We start from the raw sequence: 22,648 nt of genomic DNA, 5'->3' as shown, positions 1-22,648 counted from the left end.
CGGGCTGTTACGGGCAGTTAATCTCCTTGCTTCTCTCTGAATCTTGAGATGGGAGTCTTACTGCCCTAAAATAGCGGGATAAACATACTATCCTCTTCAAAATAATAATTTTATCAAAAAGCAATCTAAAAGTATAACAAACTCCTATGATAGCTTATACCAATAGCAAAATGCTTTTTGAATTTTTCAATCCCTCTGTTACAATTGTTCATTTTTTGAACATAAAATATAAGAGATTACATTTCAAGTGATTCCAGTAAGACCCCCGCATAAAATCATATACATTTTTTACATTAATCCAACATCTCCAAATGAAAACATACTCGCAAAGCAAAGGTGACATAAAAATAGCACAACAATATGAACTTCGTGTGAACTTATGAAAAAGCAAGTAGAACAACTAATATTCATACTTAATATATATCATCTATGTATTAGAATGCTACAAAATAGCATTTTTTCTCTATCTGATATTTAAATATATTTAAAGAAGGGAGCTGAACAAACGCGACTTTATATCCAGTAATCCCCCAAAAACTGAGTCGCTGCAGGTTATAATCCATCATCTATGAATTTTTTGACGCTCCAGAAATCGTTCACAAACAATCTTATCTTCACACGAGAATTTAATATGATTGTGCATAAAAAAGGAGCGTTACGTCTTATAACGCTCTGTTTCTTACTTAAGAAAGGTATTCATAATACCATCCTCTTTCATCTAACCAAGCAGTGAATTTGTCCATTTCTGGATTGCTCATTTTCTCCGTTAATACGTACGGATTACCATTCTTTCCTTCAAAAATAATGGACGCTTTTATATTTCGTTCTACTAAAATGTCAGAAACTTCTTTAATAGCTCCTATACCTAACCCGCCTGTTTTAATTCTTCTTCTTCCATCATCCGCCAATGAAACTCCTCCTCCTACAAACCATGATAAATTTTTATTTCCTATTAAATAATTCAAATCACATTTCCCAATTCCAGGGACATCTCCTGTCTCTGTGTATTGCCATATATCACACTCATATGCAGGCTTATTTCCGCCGTAACGCGGCAACCAAAGGAAGTCTGCCTTCACTCCACTTAGTCCATACTTATTATACATATGGTGACTTACATAGAACCCAACTTTCCACCCCGCTGCTTTACACGTCTGAATAAAGGCTTGTGAAGCAGCAGCCAACTGATCTGGGCCACAACTTTTAAGTGTATCGTCTTCTACATCTAATACGAGGAACTTCGCATTTGGACTTGTTCGAGCCATAAAGTCCTTTGCTTCTACAATGGCATCTTGGACAGAAACAAAACAGCCATACGCATAAGCACCATGAGGTACACCACGCTTCTCTAAATTTGCGACATAATTTTTATACTGCTCATCTGCTGTTCTTGACCCGTATTGTACCCGACATATGGCAAGAGCAATTTGAGGAGCGGCTACATCCCAGTTAATATCACCATTCCATTTAGAAAGATCAACTATATGTTTTTCCATCCTTCTTCTCCTTTCTTAATATTCTATTCAAAATTTTATAGATGGATTGTTCCAATACCTAAGTTTTGTACTACCTTACAACATGTATATAAGTAAAACGACTTGAAATAGGTATGAATCAGTAGGAATTTCTTCATCCCTCTAAACATGAAGATTTTGTATACTTTCTATCATTTTATTTCACTTACTCGTACACATTAAAAATAAAAAAAGAGTAACGCCTTGTTACTCTACACCTACTATTCCTTTTCTCTTATAATCTTTCTCAGTTTTCACATTCATTTATACCGTATCTAACTGTCCATTTTAAAATTTTTGTTCCCAATAAAGCTTGTATGTATATTTGCCGCTACATTTCTCAAAAGAAATCTTTTTTAATATATAACATAAAATCTTCATTTTACATGCTTCTCAGTTTTTCCATTTCATTTTGTATCTTCCGAATTTGATCAAAATGTAATGTAATGGATTCATTAGTATTTCTCTTATGATTTTGCTTCACGAGCAATACACCTGTGTCATAGAAAAATGCTTCTAATCCTTCCCTTATAAAAACTTTCGTAATATGAGCTGTTTTGATGGCGGATAAAATTGCAACTTCATTAGAAAATAATTCGATCTTATTTGGGCAAAATGCTTCTTCTAGCAATGTAACTTTATACGCATGAATAAACGCAATAAGACGACTTGATTTAGGATTTGTTAAATCTACTTTTATAATAACATCATTCATATCATCAGCTCCTTTACGATTGTGTCCCGCATATATCCACTCATTTATTAAGTTCATCTTATTCATAGTATAGACAGGATATCTCAAACTGCATGTTCAATCAAGAATTGTGACTTTTTCCCATTAAATTAAATCCTTTAACATTCCTATCGCCTGAATATACTTACGAACATTTCTAAAGAACAAATCATACTATACATTTAATTACTATTTATAAAGCAGGTAAAAAAATGCCTTCAGTCATAGCAGATTTAGTTGTTCAAAATAGTAATAGCTCCTTCAATTCAGGTGATTTTTATAATGTCTCGCCAAAAGAAAATACAAAAGCTGATAGTGGTTCAGGTTCTTCTAATGTGGCGGTTGTCGTTAATACTGTTAATGATGTTCGTGCAAGCAATACGTTTGATTCTGATGTAGCAGATCAAAGTCAATTTGGAACAACTTAACTTTACAATGTATACAAAGAGCTACCTCACATATCTCGCTCTGTGTCACATACATAAAAAACCCCATGAATCATTCATGGGATTACTTGTTTAAAACCGTATAGAATTTATTTTAAATGTAATGTATACGCGCCATTTCTATTTTCATATTTATAGACATACAAATAATATTTCCCTGGTTTTGCTCTATATGTCCCTTTAATAACGTTGCCATCATTTTGACCATATGCTACATAATTTTGCAAATCAGATTCATGATAAAGAACCCATGTCATTCCAATGTTTTGTTCATTAGATGCAGAAAGTTCTATATTTTGCGGCGAACTCATGTTAAAAGTATATACATCAACTTGATCATGATCGTTCAAATTTCCCTTTATCGTCTTATTCATCTCCAAAACATTTGCTTCTGTTAGTTGATTATTTGGTTCCTGTTCTACGCTCTGTACCATTTGTTGATGCGTAGCGCCCTCTGATTCTAATTTTTCTGGATGAAACCCTAGCTTAGATAAGATTGCTTTCAAGTCAGGTAAAACTCCTATTTTATCTGTAACTGGATTTTGAGACTGTGTTCCAGTACTAGGATTACTTAAAATGTCTCTTAACTCTTCCGGTGTATACGGTTGTCCTAAATGTTCTTTGGCGATGCCTTGTAATGATGTAGCTGCCCCTGCAATAATCGGCGAAGCGCTCGATGTTCCGCTAAAGGAAGATGTATACAAGTTAGTTGCCTCTCTACTTGGTTCCGCATGCGTTGTATCTACATGTTCTCCCCATCCGTATGTATCAATTCTGCTTCCATAATTAGAAAACCATAGACGTTTATGTGGAAATGTTGATGAACTTGCTCCTACCATAATAGCACCTGAATCTTTAAAATCCGGACTATTACGATTTAAAACTTGTTTACCATCTCTGTTCCGAAATTGATCAAGATCATTCCCGCCATTGGCCCCTGCCTCGATGATGACAATTCCTTTATTTGTTCCAGCACGAATCGCATCAAATACATCTGGTTGCACTTCTACAGGTAAATATTTATTTCCATATCCATCATAAGAAGACTGTGCCTCTAGTAATAAAACATCGCCAGGTTGTAAATCATTCACAGCGCTCACGATCGCATCAGCTGTATTATAATCACCATTATTGCGTATTTGAGAGATTACTTTCACTTTTGCTTTTGGTGCAATACCTATATTACCAATCTCATTATCTACCGCGGAAACAATTCCTAATACAGAGGTTCCATGACCTACATGCTGATTTATATTTTGACCAGACATCAGTTCAATCTTTTGTTGTACTAAGTCCTCATGATTTAATAACCAGCCATATTCCATATCTACAAAGGTTGTTCCTTTTCCGTCTCCACCTTTAATACTCCATGCATAAGTCGCATTAATTCCATACGGTGCTGCTGCAAGATATCCCTGTTTTCCAAATCTAGGATCGTCATATGGATGAAGGAAAAGATGATTAGGCATTTCAGGTGGTGCTAACTGTCCTTTTTCTTGTACATACGCATCCTCTATAAGAGGAGATTTTTTTAGCTTCTTTAATACACTTTTTTCTTCTATATCATTAGGTACTTGTAACATATAATAGTTTAATAATCTAGCAGATGATTGATCATCATGCCCTGTTGCATTCTTATCGATATTTCGAATCTCATTTGGATTCAAAGATGTGAATAAACGCTGTAATGTAAATGTTGGAAATTCATCAAAAAATTCACCTAATGCTACATCCTTTTTTTCACTTATAATTCGTTTCTCAATTCCATCTTCATAAGGGAATTGATTATCATTTTTTAACTTTATAATCAGTCGCTTTTCATTCACTTTTACTTGTTGATCTGCATAATACTTTTCACTCGCATACACTGTATTTTCAATCTTTCCAAATCCTACTCCCTCTACTCCTGTACAAATTGTAAGTGCAACTGTAGAAAGAAATATTCCTTTTAAAACCGTTCTCATTGTATCCTCTACCTTCTTTTATTTATTTATTATATATAAATATATTGATGTAAAAATTATAATGAACAACCTGTTAAACTACAATCTATTTTTATATGCAATTCTTCATATGCATTTTTTCATTGTATAACAATAAAGTTTCATCTTTTTTTCGCTTTCTTCCAGACATCTCATTTGTTGTGTCACTTCTACACTTTGACTATTTTTTTGAAGCATTTTGAATCTACAATACGTACTTTTCACTCATAAAAATATCATAACTAACCCATACTATATAGAAAAAGGATGTATATACGATGAAGATTTTTCTAAAATACACTACGTTATGTATAGGATTCATTATAGGTGGGATACTGGTTCTCTCTTTCTTATTCTTATAAATATACAGCCTTACATCGAACTGCTTGAAGATATATTCAAATACATATTTTCAAAAAGCTGTATAATAATTAAAATTTTGAGCATTATATAAATAAGCTGTAAAACAGCTATAGTCGATTTTGTGAGTACCTAATCTTTTTTCTCCCTTTCCCTGGGGCCAAGCAGCTAGCGATCAACTAGCTGCTTTTCATTTATAAAAATACATTGATACATATGCTAGATACACATCTATAAGAAAAAATAGCCGCTATTTTTGTTCGCAAAATCATAAAATCTATATATTGATTTTTATTATTAATATGTTAAACTTTTAATGTCCAAACCGCATTATTTTTGCAGTTTTATCCTCTAGAAGTCCTAGCTTGACAATAGCTAGGACTTTCTATATTCAATCTAATAGAAGTTTTCTTCATTCCATATTTTCTAAAGTCCACAGCAGATTAACTAATCATTCTCCTTATTCGCTTCCAATCATACATTGATTTCATATGAGTGATACTAGTCTTTTGCAACAAGCGGATTCTTCTTCAGGTTTACATTTGCGATTGTATTTGCCAGCAAAATTTGCCCCGCATCAACGGGCAGTAAGACTCCCTCCTCATAAGGTAGTTCAATTTAGAAATGAATAAGATTGTTCAAAAGCATAAATCATAACATAGCTCCTTTTACTGGAGTCCTCCTTCTACCTATCTTCCTTACTTTTCTCTAAGTCAATCTCGCTGTCCGTTAACACCGGAAAAAATGATGTAAAGAACCTTATTTCTCGTCCATACAGAATGACAATTTTCTTAAATAAGATGGCTCCTCCTTACAATCTCCTATTGAATTTTATAATATTAAAATGTAATATTATATTGTCTTACTATCTATTTATTAACTCACACACTAACTAGAAAAGGAATCCGAATTGGATTCCTTTTCTATATAACAAATGCTACGTTATGATTTATTAAACATATTTACCAACTATTGATCCATTTTCTCGGCATCATGCTGTTTTTCTTTTTAGTGTCAATCATTATACTTATCTCGCTACCCTTACAATCGATAAACGTTATTTCTTCTTTATTCTCCATCACAATCCCTCCTTCTCATTACGCTATAAACATTTTAGTTACAAATGAGAAAAAAGGAACGTTGTACCACTAAATTTCCATGCATCTGTTACATCCTCCAAAGCAATAATGATCGTGCAAATGCTTCTATAGTCAGTCACCTATTTCACCTTCATTAATACCCTATATATTATTGTATTGCATATAGGGGGATAAAACGTGATGATACTTTATGATAAAGAGATGTTACAAGAAAATCGTGCTAATGTCCCGAAGTGGCAGCAAGACGTATTTCATTCTTTTGTCCTTAAAATGACAAACACACACCAGCCTTTTCCTTGTATTCCTGCACAGAAAGGCTTTTTATTTAATCATTTGCGATATGGATTTATTGGTGATCCTAGAAAAGAGGCTACTAGTAAAGAGCTGGCTCATTTACTAAAAGCATACGTAAAACAATCTAAGGATTTAGGTAATTATACTTCTCTTATTGTTTTTATTGAAACCCCAACAAAAATTCTTACAAAAGCTACAGTGACAGACTATGAAAATTGGTATTGGTCTCTTCTTAACCAAACAAGTAAATTAGATGAAAAAGAATGGCCTGAACATGTTCCAAGCGATCCTATGAAGAACACGTGGGAATTTTGCTTTCATGAAGAACCATATTTTGTTTACTGCGCTACTCCCGCTCATGTTAAAAGACAAAGTAGATATTTCCCATGTATGATGCTTGCCATTACCCCAAGGTGGGTATTACAAGAAATAATGAAATCGAAAAAGCTAAGCGAAAAGCTGAAACAAGCGATTCGAAAACGTTTACACTCTTATGATACAGCTCCAATCCATCCTTCTCTTAAATGGTATGGTGAAAAAGAAAACTATGAATGGCAGCAATATTTTTTACGTGATGATGAAACAATTCCATCAAAATGTCCCTTTTCGAGAGCCATGAAGTATTTAAATAACAATAAGTCATAATGAATCTCATCATATAGGAAGAAAATTTCTGTCGGAAAATTATATGTGAAAAACCAGATTGTATTGTTTGTTTGTGATACAATCTGGTTTTTTTGACATATTATTTAGTTGTACAAACATACATAACCGAATACCAATAAGTATACATAAAATTCAGCAATCCGAGATGGAAGGAGCTTGTCTGTATGAGTATCTTTTTAAGTTATATCTTTTTAGGTTTATCCTTATCAGCTCCAATTGGGCCTATTAATGCCGCACAAATGGACAAAGGGATTAAATATGGATTTTTTCATTCTTGGGTGCTAGGAATTGGCGCCTTAATCGCAGATCTTATTTATATGATGCTTATCTATTTTGGAGTTGTCCACTTTCTTCAGACCGATATCGTAAAACTATTTTTATGGTCTTTCGGAACTTTTGTTTTATTCTATACAGGAATAGAAAGTTTAAAATCCGCCAATGAAATTACAATTACGAATCATAAAAGCAAAGAATCCATTATAAAAACTTTTTTCTCTGGTTTCTTCATGTCTTTATCCAATCCAATCAGCATCTTATTTTGGATTGGTATATTTGGCTCCATATTAGCAAAAACCGCTTCTTCATACGACAACGATCATCTGCTTCTTTATAGCCTAGGCATTATTTTAGGAATTTTTTTATGGGATATTACTATGGCCGCTGTATCCAGCTCTTTTCGTAATATACTGAACTTACGTGTTTTATCCTTACTAACAATTTTATCGGGTTTATCGCTAATTGGATACGGAATATACTTTGGCTTTCAAGTATATCAAATCATTTTTCATTGACCCTAGCTCCTTAAACAAAGAAAAGGCAACGATATATAGAAATGCGCAAGTATTATGTATGACAAACCTAGCCATATATCTGGAAATCTTAGGCTCATTATCCATCTTGGCAATAAAGTGAAGCTTTAATTAGTGGGGATTTTCTTCCTCCCCCACTGATTATCACCTCATGCCCTAAAAAATTGTGGGATAAACGCACGCTCCTTACTTCTCATCAAAGCGTTCTTTATCATTATCTAAATATGTATGAGCTAGCTTTTCAATCACATCTTTAACATCATACGCCTTCATTTCGTGCTTTGCTACCAATTCACTACCTACAGAAATTTCAATTTTAAACACTTCTTCATGCTTCATTTATGTTACTCCTTACAGAAGTTTTTTGATACACCTTTTCATATAAGTCTAGTCTCCCCTGTCCTTTTTCTCTTTATTCCATTTATATATGAATTGCAAAGGTATATCCGTATATACGAATGAATAACAAAAACATATTAAGATTAGTATCAGAGACCACGGCTATGGTCTCTGATACTATTTTTTATAGTAGAAGTGAAGAATAAATCGGTGCAGCTCCTTAACGCAAATATACATTCTTCTCTGACATACTTTCCATACTATAATTTAAGAAAGCACCTTTTCTTCAAGAGCTTCTGTGTGGGTATAAATAAAATTCCCAATCATTTGATTCAACTCTGTAGCTGCTTTTGTCGGGATTTGATGCTTTGTATGATGAATAAATCTCAGTTCATTATACGGTAACTTTTCATGTAATACATTCGCATGACTATAAAATGTTTTATCTTTTTCTCCGTAAACTAATAACACCGGTAGATGAATATTCTGAAGCTGGTGGGTACAATTGTAACGCAAGCTATAACGATAATATTCCTCAATATTTTTCGCATTACCATTTCGAGATTCTCGAAACAATTTTTTAAACAATGTCACTTTATTAGAATTTCCCCACGAAATAGCAAATGCTAAAAATGAAATGGCTTTTATCTTTGCTAATGTTACACCAAGAGAGATTTTATTTTTTAAATATCCTTGACGTACCTCTGACATTCCGCCTATTAGTATGCCTCCTAAGGACCTTTCTGCATAAGTTAACAAGAACTCAAGTGCTACAGAGCTCCCTGTTGAATATCCACATATAAAAGCATTTTTTATTTTTAAGTGATCCAATAAAGCTTTCATATCTTTCGCAATTAATGAATAGGTTATTGGTTCCTTTGAACGAAGACTTTTCCCATGTCCTCTAATATCAAAAGCGATCACTTTAAAATGTTTAGATAGCTCCTCTATTTGATACTCAAAATTTGAATGCGTCAATATCGGCGGATGAATAAAAAGAATAGGAGTCCCTTTTCCTTTCACTACATAATAAAGACTACTACCGTCTACATCTAACATTGGCATGTATGGGATCACCTCGATTGTTTGTAATTCTCTTATATAAGCGACTTATTTCAATCTACTTCAGTTTTTATCATTCACCTTTATGAAAAGAAATATGTTTCTTTTCTGTACCGTTTATAGCACAGAACGCGATTTCATTTTTATGCTTTTTAGCCTTATGGACTAAGAAATATTTAGAAAGAAAATAGTTAAATAAAAAATAATGTTTCATGAAATATTATGACATAAAGAAGGTGAATCATTTGAAGAAGCTTTTTATTTTATATATATTGTTCTCGATTTTAACAGGCTGTTCTACGCAACACCCTCCGATAGAAAAACAGCAATTTGATGTTTCAGATAAAGGAAGTAAACCGATAGAGAATGTAAATTATCGAACATCTCAAACAGATTCTTCGCAGCCTTCAGCTCCTTCCATTAAACATAAAATCATTTTAGATGTACCACTAATACCTCAAAAACCAGAACTAAAATATGGCTGTGAAGTGACAAGCCTAGCAATGGTACTACAGTATGCAGGCCTGAAAGTAAATAAAATACAATTAGCTAACAGCGTAAAAAAAGATCCTACCCCCATTTTGATAGGTAAAAATGGAGATATTATTCAATGGGGAGATCCTCAAAAAGGTTTTGTGGGAGATATAACCGGAAAACGGAAAGGATATGCTGTCTATGCTAGACCTTTACAAGAATTGATGGAGCATTATCTCCCCAATCGTACAGTGAACTTAACAGGAAAAACATTTGATGATGTGCTTGCTCAAATTAAAATAGGTAGGCCTGTAGTCGTTTGGACAACAGGAGATTACAAACTTCCAGATAGATGGGAATCTTGGAAGCATGGGAATAAGCAGATTAAAACTCCTCTAGATTTACATGCCGTTGTACTAATCGGATTTGAGGATGGGTATGTTTACATTCATGATCCTTTAACTGCAAAGAAAGCACATAAAGTGAATAAAAAAACGTTTATACAATCTTGGGAAGCGTTAGGAAAACAAGCATTGTCTTATCGCTAATAAAAGGCAATGAAATTTCTTCCTATCCCTCATAAATCAGGCTACCCATAATAAAACATGATTGAACATAAAAAAGAATCCTAAAATGGGATTCTTTTTTATGTTCAATCATTATATCCATTTATATCATATTCTCTTCATAGCACTAATACTTGAGACCACCACACAGCATAGAAAATCCAACCCCTCAATTTCTATTATTCAACTTCTGTATCATTCACTTTCCATATAAATGTTTTATTCTCTCAACAGCTACACTAATTGAACTTCCAATGAAGGCACTTCCTATAATATCGAATGGATAATGATGCCCTAACCAAATTCTTGAAAAACCAGTTAAAATGGCTAAAATCCACATGACACCTCCAAATAAACGCTCACGCAGTAAGATAGAAGTCGCTAAGGCAAATGCCACAACTGTATGTTTGCTAGGAAATGAAGAATTCTTTTTAGCTGGAATAAGTAAACGCACAGGATGTACAATAAATGGACGTGGTTTAAAATAAAAAAACTGAATGAAACGATTTACACATAAAGCAGCTCCTACCGATATACCGGCAAACAATATACGTTTTCGGCATCCATTATTTCTAAACCACATGATAAGTAATAAAAGAATGTAAAGAAATCGAGATTTTTGCGAAATAAATACCATAAATGCATCCAAGCTCGAATTACGACCAGCTAATCCATTAATACTTTTAAAGATCCTGTAATTCATTGAGATTCTCCCCTTTTTCTTTCAGATACTATAATGGGTATCATTCCCATCTGAAATAGAAGTATGCGATTTCGCCCACGTTCTTATTCATTGAAATAAAAGAAAAAGACAAGTAAATGCATGACGCAGAGAAGATTTTTGTGATATGCTATGTAGTTCCACATGTGACTCCGCCTTCCCTATCATTACGCTACACGGAGGCCGTTTGAATGAACAACTTTACTTTTCCCATCATAAGAAAGCTACAATGATACTCGGCAATCTCGTTTCATCTATCACTAGAGGCTCCAGCTTTCTTGTTTTAGGAATCCGCAATGGTCATTCCATTCTTTGACAGAAAAACCCTTCATCTGTCTTCCATTCTGCATATAATACATCCTGAAACTTTGTAACCCCTCTTTGTTCGATCTGTTTTAAAAGCCAATTTTCATCAAACCCTGCTTCTCTTAAGTTATCCTTAATAACCTCCCCATCACTGATTAATGAAATCGGCATATATACAGCTTTCTGTTTTAAACTTAAATCTTTAATTGTAGGAGATGCATATTGCGGCTTTTTTATGACGCTTATTTTCCCATTTGGTTCTAAAATCAGATACTCTACTTCCCTAACCGAGAAAATATCTTTTTGTTGTCGCAACATTTGTTGTAGCTGGTTCAAGTCTAAGTGATTCGCACTTAACTGTTCTCTGTCAATATGTCCATTTCGTATAAGGATAGAAGGATGCCCTTCAAACATATTTCTTGCCTTTCGCCATTTTTGCGTCAATACTTCTATCGTATAAATTAATATGATCCATATAAATACAGCGTATAAAATAGACCATACCTTCACTTTAGGATCATAAATAGAATTTCCAACAAGTTCACCAAGAACAATCGCAGAAATAAAATCAAAGGGAGTCAGTTGAGAAATCTGCATTTTCCCTAACAACTTAGTAGCAATTAATAAAACGAAAAAACCGACTATAAGTTCTATGGTAATTTGTCCGATATTCTCCATATGAAATGTCACCTCATAAAATCATTTTATATAAAAAATATATAATTAAAACGAATTATCCATTTCATAACATACAATGAATAGCACAATCACTTCATTTATTTTCATAAAAGAAGCAGCAAGCTTTATTCGGCCATATCATTATTAATTAATTCTTTTAGAATTTGTGACGGCTCCTTCATCATGAGCTGTTGCTGATAGTTTGTGATACATTCTTGATAACGTTGGAAACGATTTTTATTTTGAAAAAAGGAGCATAATTGCTCCTCAAGAGTTTCTTTTTTACCTGTCACCTTGTTCAGCGGGATGATTACGCCTAACTTTTTTAGCTGCTGCAAATTAATTTCCTCCTGCCCCGGTAATACATGGTATATAAAAATCGGTTTTCTTTTAAATAAACTCTCGCTAATTGTAACTCCTCCAGGCTTTGTAATAATAGCGTCTATTAGATCATAAAGTTTGTTCATTTCTTCTCTACTCTTAATATATGGTAAAGGAATAATATACTCTCGTTGTAATCGTTGAATTTTTTGATATAATTTTTTATTTTTCCCGCATAACACATAAAAATGAATGCTTGTTTCCATTCCTATTTGGTCAATTAATTCTTCCATGGCTCCAACTCCTAAACTTCCACCGGTAATTAAGACTGACAGTGTAGAAGATGGAACATTTTCTATATGCTCTTTTTGCTTTTTTATTTTTCTATGAATAGGAATTCCTGTAATAAAAATCTGTTCATTATGTATCCCTTTGTTTTGTAAAAACTCTTTCATATAATGGGATGGAACAAAATGAAAATCAATATGTGTAATCCCCCATCCCTGGTGAATAAAGTAATCCGTATATACATTGATAACAGGGATTTTCAGTTCACCTTTTTCTTTTAAATAATTTAATATATATGAAGGCAATGCATGCGTACAAACAATCAAATCAGGTTGTTTTTCTTTTATTAACTTTCTCATGAATGGGACAAACAAAATTTCGTATAACCGATAACGTTTCTGCTCTTCTTCGTTTTTGTAAACAAAATTTTTGTATATCTTGTTGTACAAATTAGGAAGTGTCTTAATCCACTTTAAATAAATGCTAGAAACGAATGCCTCTACTTTCCCATAACTATATGAGAGAATATCAACTTGATCGCATTTTATATGAAGTTGATCGTTCTGTATTCCCTCGATTAATGCATTTGCAACTTGATAATGTCCCGATGGGATTTGTAAAAATGGTAAAAATAAGATCTTTTTTTGCGTTGCATATTGTTCCATACAGCACCTCTTGCCATAACAATTGATGATATATTTTTCGTTCATTTTTTATTATGTAGCACTTTTTCTTTTCTATTCTAGTAGTAATGAATGATGGTTCTTGTTCCATAAATTACATACAAAATGAAAAGATTTTTCATGTATAATTTTTTATAAAAGGAGTGATGAAATGAAAATTTTATTACTATCTATTTTATTTATTGCTCTCTTCTACCTTTTCAAAAAAGCTCATAAAAACACAGCTGATGTTGTTATGAATAGAGTTCAAATCAATCAAAAGTACATTCACGAACAAGATTTAAAATTAAATATTCTACACCTTTCCGATCTGCATCTCGAAAATATTTCTATTTCCCCATCTCAGCTTTATGACAAACTAAAAGATGAATCAATTGATTTCATTGCACTTACGGGAGATTTCCTTGACCGTAAGCGTACTATACCGAAACTTGCTCCCTATTTAGAAGTATTAAATCAATTACACGCAAAGTATGGTATATACGCCGTTTTTGGTAACCATGATTATGTGCTGCACGAAACAGATTTACAAACATTAAAAGAAACACTCGAACAATATAACTGTAAAGTACTGCAAAATGAAAATCATATCATTTATGTTCAAGGTAAACTTATAAATATTATTGGTATTGATGACTTTAGTACGAAACGCAGTGACTTAACAGCCTCGTATAAAGGGATTCAGCAAGGCGTAAATTTAGTATTAACTCATGATCCAAATATCGTTCTTCATATGAAAGAATATCATTTTGACTATTTACTTGCTGGTCATTTCCACGGTGGGCAAATTTGTTATCCAAAGGCCTATCACCTTGTGAAGATGGGGAAACTTGCAAGAATGAATATGATAAAAGGACTTCATACGCAAGATGGGAAACCTTTTTATATTAATGAGGGACTTGGGCAAACAGGAGTAAATATTCGAGTGGGCAGTAGACCAGAAATTACATTGCATCAACTATCAATCTCAACTACAAATAAAGAACTACATGCAGTATAGACAATCAAAGCTGTTAACAGATTTCGTTAACAGCTTCTATCTTTACTCTACAATTAGAATATAGAATTTTATGTTGCTCTACTATCTTCTTTTAGAGACTTCATGTAAGGATTTATAAGGGTATCTTTCCAATAAACTTTCCTTTGACATAAATAAATATTGAGGAGAAGAAGATATATTATTCTTTATCATTTTTATAATCGAATTATTACCAGACAATAAACATATTGGTATAAATGCTATCCATTTAAACCATTTATAAAGAGGATTCGAAATAGAAACAAATTCAAATCCTAATCGATCTGCGCCCCGATTTAACATAGTAATTCCAATTATACCTTTAATTTTATCTGCCTTAGGATGATTTTGAATATATAATGCAAGATCTGGTAAGGACTTTTTGACATATTGATAAATGAACTTTCCTTTTTTAATATTATTTTCAAACGACTTCATTTCATTTAATAAACGAACATTGTGTAAATGAATTTTAATCAAAGTATCATTTTTATTGATTTGTGTACCATCTGAAAGCGTGATATTTTTTCCTTTGTAACGCGTAAGCCTCACGCGCAAAATATTGTCATCACAAGTTCCCTTATGAATATAAGTTAATCGCGTAAATTTGTAATAGATTGGATCAATAAAATTCCAAATCGTTAGTACATAACTTTTCATCTTGTTTTCATTTCCCTTTTTGAAATATTGATAAAACTATTTTGCATATTTTTATGGAAAATATTTAGGAAATCTTAAGATTTTAGAAAAAAAAACGAAGACATTACTATAAGTTGGTATCATAAATTTTTATAAAATATTGCAAGATAAATCATGTGAAATAGAACTGACAATTCTTTTTCTAATTATACTTTTACAGGGGGCAAAGAGATGAATATACTTAATTTCGTCACATCATTATTTACTTCTGGAAGAAGACCGCCACAAATGTTTAACTTGTTTAGAAATAAAAGAAATAATAGAGGATGGATATGGTTTTCCTTATTAGGATTAGGAACCATTTTCAGTGTAGCTGCAACACGGAATTCAAATATAAAGAAACCGATTCAACGGTTGTTTCAAAGTGTTCAAAATACGACAAAAACTTTTACTCCAGCTAAATTAAACTTTGCAAATACGGAATTCGCTCATGAAATTACACCTAATAAGCAAAAGAAACAAAAGTAACAAAAACTAATCATTAGCACAATTAAGACAAAACTCGCCTCTCACTTACGAGTTTTGTCTTATTCTTAATGACTTTCTTTAAGCAAATTTTACCTCGCATATCAAAAATCAAAATATTTGACAAAAAAATTATTTTATGCTATAATTTACATTTAATTATTTTAGGTTTATAATAAGATTCTCCCGGCCAGGAGAATCTTATTTTTTGTTTTTAAAAAGGAGTGTGTTGAGATGAAAAAAAACGCATCCAGTATAACTTCATTAGTAGCAGCTTTTAGCAGAGCGTATCATAGTCAATTTGATACACCGAAAATTTTTCATGATGATATAGCAAAAGAGTTAATCTCTGCACAAGAATACAATATGATCAAAGAAAACATGGTACAAGGTATACAATTCTTCAACAAAGATATTGCGCAAAAATTGAACGGAAATACAGAAGAACTATTAAAATGGATTACCCAAGTGCAACTCTCTCCCACACCATTAGCACGTGCTGCATATTGTGAAGCAGTATTACTCCACGAAATCACATTAGGATTAACACAATATGTCATACTTGGAGCTGGATTAGACACCTTTAGCTTTCGACATCCAAAACTGGAAAACAACTTAAAAATATTTGAAATTGATCACCCTGCTACACAAACTTTTAAAATAAAACGATTACATGAAACAGATTTGAAAATCCCTAGTAATCTTCACTTTGTTTCTATGGACTTTACGAAAAAGTTTATGTATCCAAACCTAATAGCCGAAGGATTTCGTCGTACAAAAACGTTCTTTAGCCTTTTAGGTGTTTCTTATTATTTAACGAAAGAAGAAATGTCGAATTTGATTCATGATCTATTTACTATCGTTCCACCGGGAAGTTCTATTGTGTTTGATTATGCAGATGAAAAACTCTTTGAAACAAAAGGGATTTCTAATAGAGTTGAAAATATGATCAAAATGGCTTCTGCGGGCGGTGAACCGATGAAATCGTGCTTTTCTTATTCTGAAATGGAGAAGATGTTAGAAAAATCCGGTTTACTCATCTATGAACATTTATCACCAACTCAAATCAATGAGCTTTATTTTCGCAATCGACAAGATTATCTATCTGCCTTTGAAACGATTCACTACATTCATGCTGTAAAACAATAAAAAACCCGCTTCATAAGAAAAAGGTGTCCATCGCCTACTGTCATAGGTGATGGACACCTTTCCATTCTCAACATTCCGAAAAAAAAGCATCCACTAGTTGGATGCTAACATGATAAGGAGTTTTTTATGAGTATTGAATAGGATATAAGCGAGTGAGCTTGTCCTACACTTTATCATATGCTTGTCCCTCTCAAAAGGTGAAAAAAGAAAGGATATCCTCAAAATAAATATGTTACTTTTTATAATATTAATCTCTAAAACTTAGCAAATACACCTTTTTCTATTATAAAAAAGATGAATAGATTCATCTATCCACTATTTCAAAGGCTTGCCAATCATTTTGGGGATGTTTCATATACGGTATTTCGATATTTATTATATTCTTAATGATCAATTTAACAGATACACCTTTACATACCTTAACTTGGAGAGATTGGTTAGGCTCTATAGTAGGTGCAAGAATCCTATCTACTGGAATGTTTACTATCAGTAAATTAAATTTCAAATAACTATTTTTTCATATTGTAATCTCATCTCTATTTCTCTTTTTACCTGGATGAAGAATTTTTTCTCAACATCCAATATATGGATTTACCTCACGAATTTTGTTACTATATAGTTAATCTCCATATTATTTCTCTGTCGTCTTTCTAAAAGGACTTGCGTCGGACAGCAAGTCCTTTTAATTTATTTTCTTCCAGTTCACCTTTTGTTTTTTCTACACTAACAAATATTTTCTTTCTAAGTCTTACAAACGTTTAAGAGTATAGTATTCATCTCTTATATCCTCTTGCAACTAAGGATACTAAAACACAAGAAATACAACACGAATTTTTTAAATACTATTTTAAAACCCTTCTTCTGTATAAACCTTCGCATTCTGTTAATACTATACATAGGCTGTATGCCATAGCTCATTGAATGACCTCTGACTTTTTTCTTTCTCCAGTCCCCCTTGGAGATGAGCGGTTAGCTTCTGCTAGCTGCTCTTTTTCTCAGTCAACCTTTAAAAAGTAGTATATTCAAATAATTATATTGTAAATATTTGACCTAGACACTCATCTAACTTTTGTGTATGATATTCTCAAAGAGTAAGGTAAGAGTTACTCTTTGCCATTTTGAAAAAGGTTCTGCTGTCTCCAGCAGAACCTTTTTTGTGAAGTGAAAATATTATTATAATATATTATTATGTTTTTTATATCCCTTCCCAATCTCTGATGACAGTAATACAGAACGAAGTCATAAAGAAGTAACATCTATGAAAAAGTTCAAATCATGTTGGAAAAATGATGCGAAAATAACTATCATGACTATGATTAATTCTAACAACAATCGTTACAATTTCAGAAGTTTGACACAGCTTCAAAAAAAGATCATAAAGAAAAATGAGGTCCCTAATATTTAGTTCCACAACCTGAAACATGCTCATGTGACTTTAATGTTGAAATACGGTATATTCATCTGAAGATTGTGAGTGAAAGATTAGGACATAAACGAGTAGGCATCACATTGGATACCTACTCTCATGTTGTACTAGGACTTCAAGAAGCTGCGGTGGATTAATGTGCGAACGATTACAAAAGTTGGTTTCATACTCATATTTTTATAAATATTCTTGACTGTAATAAATGTTTAATTTAATCCCCTATTTTTTCACTTACCTTCAAAATTTTCATGCTTGTCGCACTTAAAAGAACCTGATTTAAGAAAAGTCCGTTAGAAAATTCGTTGTATGCATGGGAAATGAAATAGTATTCACTTTTAATTTACATCATCGCTATTCATTCCCTCACTCCTTATTTGTCCTTAACAACAAACAAGACGCTACCCAGATTACGGCAGCGCCTACTATAATTGCTATTGGTTTAATCATTAACAAGTATATCTGGCCCCTTCTTCAACATGTACGAGAAGCCCGAAATAAATACGACACTAAATATAATAATAGAAGACCACATATTAAAATGATATTCTTTGCCTGCAACTAAATTATAGCTGTTATGGACCAAGAAATTCGCACCTATGATAATTCCGCCTAAAAACGAACTAATTAATATACTCACTAAATAAAATTTGAGCTTGTAAAACATTTTCCATCTACCCCTTTTCTAAAATAACCTTTATATAAGCTCTCTTAGAAAATTATACCATTTAGTTTTTCAGATATTATTAAATCTATAGATAAATTAAGGTTATTTTAAGGAAGGTAGGTGTTCTTCATTCAAATGTCCATTTTGTTCCACTTCACGTTTAATGTGTAATTTCTATATAACAAAGAAAACATACTAAGATTAGTCGTGCAGACCATGGCTGCTTTCTGATTAACCTAAAAATATTCCCTTTGATACTGTTATCGCGAGAGCTTTCATAACCTCAAATGGGATACTTTCCCTGTTCTTTGATTACCTATTTCACATTATTCCAAACCGTATCATTTTTGATCGCATCTAGGAACTCATGCCCTTCCCAAGTTAATGAACTGTAAATCCAGCCTGTTCCAATAATCCTAAATGGTAAACCGCTATTTTTCTATCGATATCAGATGGTATCTTTAATTCTTTCCCATCATCGTCTTGCTCTTCAATAAGTACTAATAAACTTCTAACTAATTCCTTTTGCTATTCGGACTTGGAATACGAAAATATATTTCGTTTGCCACGGAAGATGAAAAAGAACACCGAAAACTAAAAACCATGTTTTCCATCATTTCAATTTTATCTTGCTACGCTGCAACTATGTTATTTTTTTATCTAATTCAGTCTACAGTTTGTACATATACTATTTCTGTCCCTCTGTATAAAACTTAATATTCCGTCAATACTGTTTATTGATGAGCTGTATGCCATAAGTTCATTCAGATTGGCCTCCAATACGAGCAGTTAGCTTTTGCTAGCTGCTCTTTTATTGCTTGTCTACTTCATCCCAACCACCGCAATCATACAAGTCTTTTTGAAGATTCTGTTTGCTTTATTTTTCACGTGCAATATGTTCTATAATTTTTCTTAATGATTCCTGTGCTTTTATATAATCACTTTCCAACTTCATAATCCTTTTTTCGCTCTCTTCTACATATCGCATATATACTTTGACTCTTCGTTCATTCCACGGTATTTTCATGGTAGCGTCTCCCTTCTACCCCAATAGCGTTTTTTGTTATAAGTCACTCAAATTCATACAATATTAGCCTGTCTATCTCTTCCTTGTAAATTAATATTTCAAAGTAATTGCCATTCTCAATGCAATTAGACTTATTCAGGTCAAAAACAAACAACTTTTCATCTTAATCTGTTTGTTTTTCTAAAATCACCTCATCTTCAAGCTGTTTGTATAGAAACGGACACAGGAGGATGTTTGTTAAAAACGCATAAGCATCATTTCCTTGTTGTTGCCCTTCTTCATTAATCTGACTTAGTACATGATTAGTAACTGTACTCATCTCTTTTTCCCCCTCCAAAATAACTATTTTGTTCAATTTATAAAGTACAACTATTTGTCCATTTCACCCTATAGCCTTAATTCCCTTCCCTATGCTATGTCCCATAGGAACATCTCCATTTTGTTCACATATACTTTAAAAGAAAAATATGAAACACCTACCCTCAAATGCTTCAAATTGATTTACTAGTATAACTAATTAAGACACACTTAACAGTTTGAAAAAATTTTTTAAAGGAGGTATTTATGAGACATAATCAAAAATCACGCTCACCCAATTCATGTGATAAATTTCAGCACCCCTGCTTTATTTCTATATCCCCTTGTGATCAGAGCAATTGTTGTACACCTGTCTTTTTCTCAACTTCTCAACAGCAAGAATTATTAAAAATAATAAACCAATTAAACCAAGCTATCCTTTCTTTTTTTACAACACCGAATCCGGCAACTATACAAACACTTCAATCAGCATTACAGGCATTAAATGATTTATTAATAGCAGTACAACCAAATACACCAAATAGAAATTTAGTTATAAGAACCATAAATCAATTAATCAATTCCTTACCTACTGCGTCTCTTACTCAAATTTCAGCATTATTTCAATTTCTATTCCAAAATTTATCTTCACTTATTAGTTGTTCAAACCTGCCAGATTCTTTATTACAACAAGCATTCAACTTAATTTTACAAGGAGTCTTGAATAGTTCACTATTAAGTAGTATCGGGCCGACCGGGCCGACTGGACCGACCGGGCCGACCGGACCTGCTGGGACGGGAGTTGGAATTACAGGACCAACTGGGCCAACCGGACCGACTGGAACGGGAGTTGGAATTACAGGACCGACCGGGCCAACCGGACCTGCTGGGACGGGAGTCGGAATTACAGGACCAACCGGGCCGACCGGACCGACTGGAACGGGAGTCGGAATTACAGGACCAACCGGGCCGACCGGACCTGAAGGGCCTGAAGGGCCTCAAGGACCTCAAGGCGTGCAGGGAATCCAAGGACCTGAAGGGCCTGAAGGGCCTGAAGGGCCTCAAGGACCTCAAGGCGTGCAAGGAATCCAAGGACCTGAAGGGCCTGAAGGGCCTCAAGGACCTCAAGGTGTGCAAGGAATCCAAGGACCTGAAGGGCCTCAAGGACCTCAAGGTGTGCAAGGAATCCAAGGACCTGAAGGGCCTCAGGGACCTACCGGACCAACAGGGGATTGTGAGTGCCCAACGGGACCAACTGGGCCGACTGGGCCGACCGGGCCAACTGGGCCGACCGGGCCTGCATGTAATTTCCTTGTTTATGCTACAAATGCAGGAACCATTGACGACCCTACGGATGATACAGTATCTGTAATCGACACCGGAACAAATACGGTAGTCGATACGATTACTGTAGGTAATGCACCTCTTGAAGTAACAGTTTCTCCAAATGGGGCTCGTGTTTATGTTACTAATATTTTCTCTAATACTGTTTCCGTTATTGATACTGCTACCAATACTGTTGTAGCTACCATTCCTGTTGGCACTAATCCAATTGGTGTAGCTGTTTCTCCAGATAACACAACTGTGTATGTTGGAAATCATGGTAATGATACTGTTTCTGTTATTAATGCCGCTACTAATACCGTTGTAGCTACCATTCCTGTTGGCATCGATCCACAAGGGGTCACTGTTTCTCCAAATGGAGCCCTTGCATATGTTGCAAATGAATTAAGTAACACAATTTCTGTTATTGATACTGCTACTAATACTGTTATCGCTACCATTCCTGTTGGCGTTCGTCCTAGGATAATCGTCTTCACTCTAGACGGGACTCGTGCTTATGTCACAAATCAAGACAGCGGTACTGTTTCTGTTATTAACACCGCTACCAATTCCGTTATTGATACAATTAACGTAGGTACCGAACCTGTTGGTATAGATATTACACCTGATGGCACTCTTATTTACGTTGTAAATAAAGTTAGCAATAATGTATCAGTAATAAACGTGGCAACAAATACTGTAATCGATACAATTCCTGTTGCACTATCCCCAGATCAAGTAACCATCATACCTGATGGCACTCGTGCCTATGTTACAAACCAAGCTAGTAATACAGTTTCTGTTATTGATATTGCTACTAATACTGTTATCACTAATGTCCCAGTAGGTGTCGCTCCAACCGGAATAGCTACCGGAACTATTTGTGAATAAAATACAGAAATAGGCGACAAGAATAATTTTTATTCGTTATATTCTTTCTTTAACTATGTTTGAACAACTAGAATAAACCTCTATATTCTGTCAATATTGTAAATGACACGGTAATCTTTTCTCTGATTTCTTTAGATAAGCAGTTAGCTTTTGCTAGCTGCTCTTTTTATTCCATAAAGTAACCTTGCTCCTTATAGTTCTCCCATTTCTCTTTTTCAAAGATTCTTTCTTTCGTTTTGATACTTCCATAGCAATCAGTTTTAACTTTCACAAATTCTTTTTCCAATTCCTTAGTCCAATCTGCTTCATAAGGTTCCTCACTCACTAATCCATTCTTTGATGTATTG

Annotated in this window: 21 protein-coding genes and 1 pseudogene; 9 read left to right on the top strand and 13 right to left on the bottom strand. The window is 33.6% G+C overall.

Annotation, left to right across the window (positions count from 1 at the left end):
- Nucleotides 1-683 precede the first annotated feature (683 nt).
- Together MR056_RS02445 and MR056_RS02440 are read right to left on the bottom strand one after the other, a co-directional pair.
- Nucleotides 684-1,496: a GH25 family lysozyme gene (locus MR056_RS02445; RefSeq protein ID WP_012094212.1), complete on the bottom strand. Its 813-nt coding sequence runs from the start codon at nucleotides 1,494-1,496 to the stop codon at nucleotides 684-686.
- A 400-nt stretch (nucleotides 1,497-1,896) separates the two neighbouring features.
- Complete coding sequence (locus tag MR056_RS02440; protein ID WP_041809706.1) at nucleotides 1,897-2,229, bottom strand: hypothetical protein; 333 nt, start codon at nucleotides 2,227-2,229, stop codon at nucleotides 1,897-1,899.
- A 230-nt stretch (nucleotides 2,230-2,459) separates the two neighbouring features.
- Here MR056_RS02440 and MR056_RS02435 point away from each other — a divergent pair, with 230 nt between their 5' ends.
- Nucleotides 2,460-2,675 (top strand): spore germination protein, encoded by a 216-nt coding sequence (locus MR056_RS02435; RefSeq protein ID WP_087098646.1) that lies wholly within the window; start codon nucleotides 2,460-2,462, stop codon nucleotides 2,673-2,675.
- Nucleotides 2,676-2,782: 107 nt separating this feature from the next.
- Here the strand turns inward: MR056_RS02435 and MR056_RS02430 are convergent, their stop codons facing one another.
- Nucleotides 2,783-4,657, bottom strand: coding sequence for a S8 family peptidase (locus tag MR056_RS02430; RefSeq protein WP_087098644.1), 1,875 nt, complete (start codon nucleotides 4,655-4,657; stop codon nucleotides 2,783-2,785).
- Nucleotides 4,658-6,312: 1,655 nt separating this feature from the next.
- On the opposite strand from MR056_RS02430, the gene MR056_RS02425 reads away from it, so the two are divergent.
- Both MR056_RS02425 and MR056_RS02420 read left to right on the top strand, forming a co-directional pair.
- Entirely contained in the window at nucleotides 6,313-7,074 is a 762-nt protein-coding gene (locus MR056_RS02425) for a YqcI/YcgG family protein (RefSeq protein WP_041809703.1), read from the top strand.
- 185 nt (nucleotides 7,075-7,259) lie between these two features.
- The gene (locus MR056_RS02420) at nucleotides 7,260-7,886 is read left to right on the top strand and encodes a LysE family transporter (RefSeq protein ID WP_012094208.1); all 627 of its coding nucleotides are present in this window, start codon (nucleotides 7,260-7,262) and stop codon (nucleotides 7,884-7,886) included.
- Between the two features lie 204 nt (nucleotides 7,887-8,090).
- Here the strand turns inward: MR056_RS02420 and MR056_RS02415 are convergent, their stop codons facing one another.
- Together MR056_RS02415 and MR056_RS02410 are read right to left on the bottom strand one after the other, a co-directional pair.
- On the bottom strand, nucleotides 8,091-8,243 hold the full coding sequence (locus MR056_RS02415; RefSeq protein WP_176371934.1) for a hypothetical protein: 153 nt from the start codon (nucleotides 8,241-8,243) through the stop codon (nucleotides 8,091-8,093).
- 267 nt (nucleotides 8,244-8,510) lie between these two features.
- Nucleotides 8,511-9,308 (bottom strand): alpha/beta fold hydrolase, encoded by a 798-nt coding sequence (locus MR056_RS02410; protein ID WP_087098642.1) that lies wholly within the window; start codon nucleotides 9,306-9,308, stop codon nucleotides 8,511-8,513.
- Between the two features lie 242 nt (nucleotides 9,309-9,550).
- Here MR056_RS02410 and MR056_RS02405 point away from each other — a divergent pair, with 242 nt between their 5' ends.
- Nucleotides 9,551-10,327, top strand: a complete 777-nt coding sequence (locus tag MR056_RS02405) for a C39 family peptidase (RefSeq protein WP_140388419.1) — start codon at nucleotides 9,551-9,553, stop codon at nucleotides 10,325-10,327.
- Between the two features lie 217 nt (nucleotides 10,328-10,544).
- Here the strand turns inward: MR056_RS02405 and MR056_RS02400 are convergent, their stop codons facing one another.
- From MR056_RS02400 to MR056_RS02390, 3 genes are all read right to left on the bottom strand, one after another.
- Entirely contained in the window at nucleotides 10,545-11,048 is a 504-nt protein-coding gene (locus MR056_RS02400) for an undecaprenyl-diphosphatase (protein ID WP_087098638.1), read from the bottom strand.
- 318 nt (nucleotides 11,049-11,366) lie between these two features.
- On the bottom strand, nucleotides 11,367-12,050 hold the full coding sequence (locus MR056_RS02395) for a YetF domain-containing protein (RefSeq protein WP_087098636.1): 684 nt from the start codon (nucleotides 12,048-12,050) through the stop codon (nucleotides 11,367-11,369).
- A gap of 125 nt (nucleotides 12,051-12,175) precedes the next feature.
- A complete protein-coding gene (locus tag MR056_RS02390; RefSeq protein ID WP_087098634.1) occupies nucleotides 12,176-13,324 on the bottom strand; it encodes an MGDG synthase family glycosyltransferase in 1,149 nt (382 codons plus the stop codon).
- Nucleotides 13,325-13,493: 169 nt separating this feature from the next.
- On the opposite strand from MR056_RS02390, the gene MR056_RS02385 reads away from it, so the two are divergent.
- Complete coding sequence (locus MR056_RS02385) at nucleotides 13,494-14,342, top strand: metallophosphoesterase (protein ID WP_012094200.1); 849 nt, start codon at nucleotides 13,494-13,496, stop codon at nucleotides 14,340-14,342.
- An 81-nt stretch (nucleotides 14,343-14,423) separates the two neighbouring features.
- Here MR056_RS02385 and MR056_RS02380 read toward each other — a convergent pair whose 3' ends face one another.
- On the bottom strand, nucleotides 14,424-15,020 hold the full coding sequence (locus MR056_RS02380) for a YkoP family protein (protein WP_012094197.1): 597 nt from the start codon (nucleotides 15,018-15,020) through the stop codon (nucleotides 14,424-14,426).
- A 210-nt stretch (nucleotides 15,021-15,230) separates the two neighbouring features.
- Here MR056_RS02380 and MR056_RS02375 point away from each other — a divergent pair, with 210 nt between their 5' ends.
- From MR056_RS02375 to MR056_RS22385, 3 genes and pseudogenes are all read left to right on the top strand, one after another.
- A complete protein-coding gene (locus tag MR056_RS02375; protein WP_087098632.1) occupies nucleotides 15,231-15,527 on the top strand; it encodes a hypothetical protein in 297 nt (98 codons plus the stop codon).
- A gap of 231 nt (nucleotides 15,528-15,758) precedes the next feature.
- Entirely contained in the window at nucleotides 15,759-16,673 is a 915-nt protein-coding gene (locus MR056_RS02370) for a class I SAM-dependent methyltransferase (RefSeq protein ID WP_048722905.1), read from the top strand.
- Between the two features lie 1,342 nt (nucleotides 16,674-18,015).
- Nucleotides 18,016-18,236, top strand: a pseudogene (locus MR056_RS22385) (tyrosine-type recombinase/integrase); the annotation flags it as partial.
- Between the two features lie 302 nt (nucleotides 18,237-18,538).
- On the opposite strand, the gene MR056_RS02360 reads toward MR056_RS22385, so the two are convergent.
- From MR056_RS02360 to MR056_RS02350, 4 genes are all read right to left on the bottom strand, one after another.
- On the bottom strand, nucleotides 18,539-18,763 hold the full coding sequence (locus tag MR056_RS02360; protein ID WP_087098628.1) for a hypothetical protein: 225 nt from the start codon (nucleotides 18,761-18,763) through the stop codon (nucleotides 18,539-18,541).
- A 316-nt stretch (nucleotides 18,764-19,079) separates the two neighbouring features.
- Complete coding sequence (locus MR056_RS22520) at nucleotides 19,080-19,160, bottom strand: DUF2513 domain-containing protein (protein WP_375293707.1); 81 nt, start codon at nucleotides 19,158-19,160, stop codon at nucleotides 19,080-19,082.
- Nucleotides 19,161-19,640: 480 nt separating this feature from the next.
- Nucleotides 19,641-19,790, bottom strand: coding sequence for a hypothetical protein (locus tag MR056_RS02355; RefSeq protein WP_176371933.1), 150 nt, complete (start codon nucleotides 19,788-19,790; stop codon nucleotides 19,641-19,643).
- Nucleotides 19,791-19,953: 163 nt separating this feature from the next.
- Nucleotides 19,954-20,109 carry a hypothetical protein gene (locus tag MR056_RS02350; protein ID WP_176371932.1) on the bottom strand — a complete coding sequence of 52 codons (156 nt, stop codon included), beginning with the start codon at nucleotides 20,107-20,109 and terminating at the stop codon, nucleotides 19,954-19,956.
- 245 nt (nucleotides 20,110-20,354) lie between these two features.
- On the opposite strand from MR056_RS02350, the gene MR056_RS02345 reads away from it, so the two are divergent.
- The gene (locus tag MR056_RS02345) at nucleotides 20,355-22,301 is read left to right on the top strand and encodes a YVTN family beta-propeller repeat protein (protein ID WP_210351568.1); all 1,947 of its coding nucleotides are present in this window, start codon (nucleotides 20,355-20,357) and stop codon (nucleotides 22,299-22,301) included.
- The last annotated feature ends 347 nt before the right edge of the window (nucleotides 22,302-22,648 follow it).

Origin of the sequence: Bacillus cereus group sp. BfR-BA-01360 (assembly GCF_022663595.1) — a bacterium.
GTDB lineage: Bacteria > Bacillota > Bacilli > Bacillales > Bacillaceae_G > Bacillus_A > Bacillus_A cytotoxicus.
This window is presented reverse-complemented; position numbering and strand designations above follow the sequence as displayed.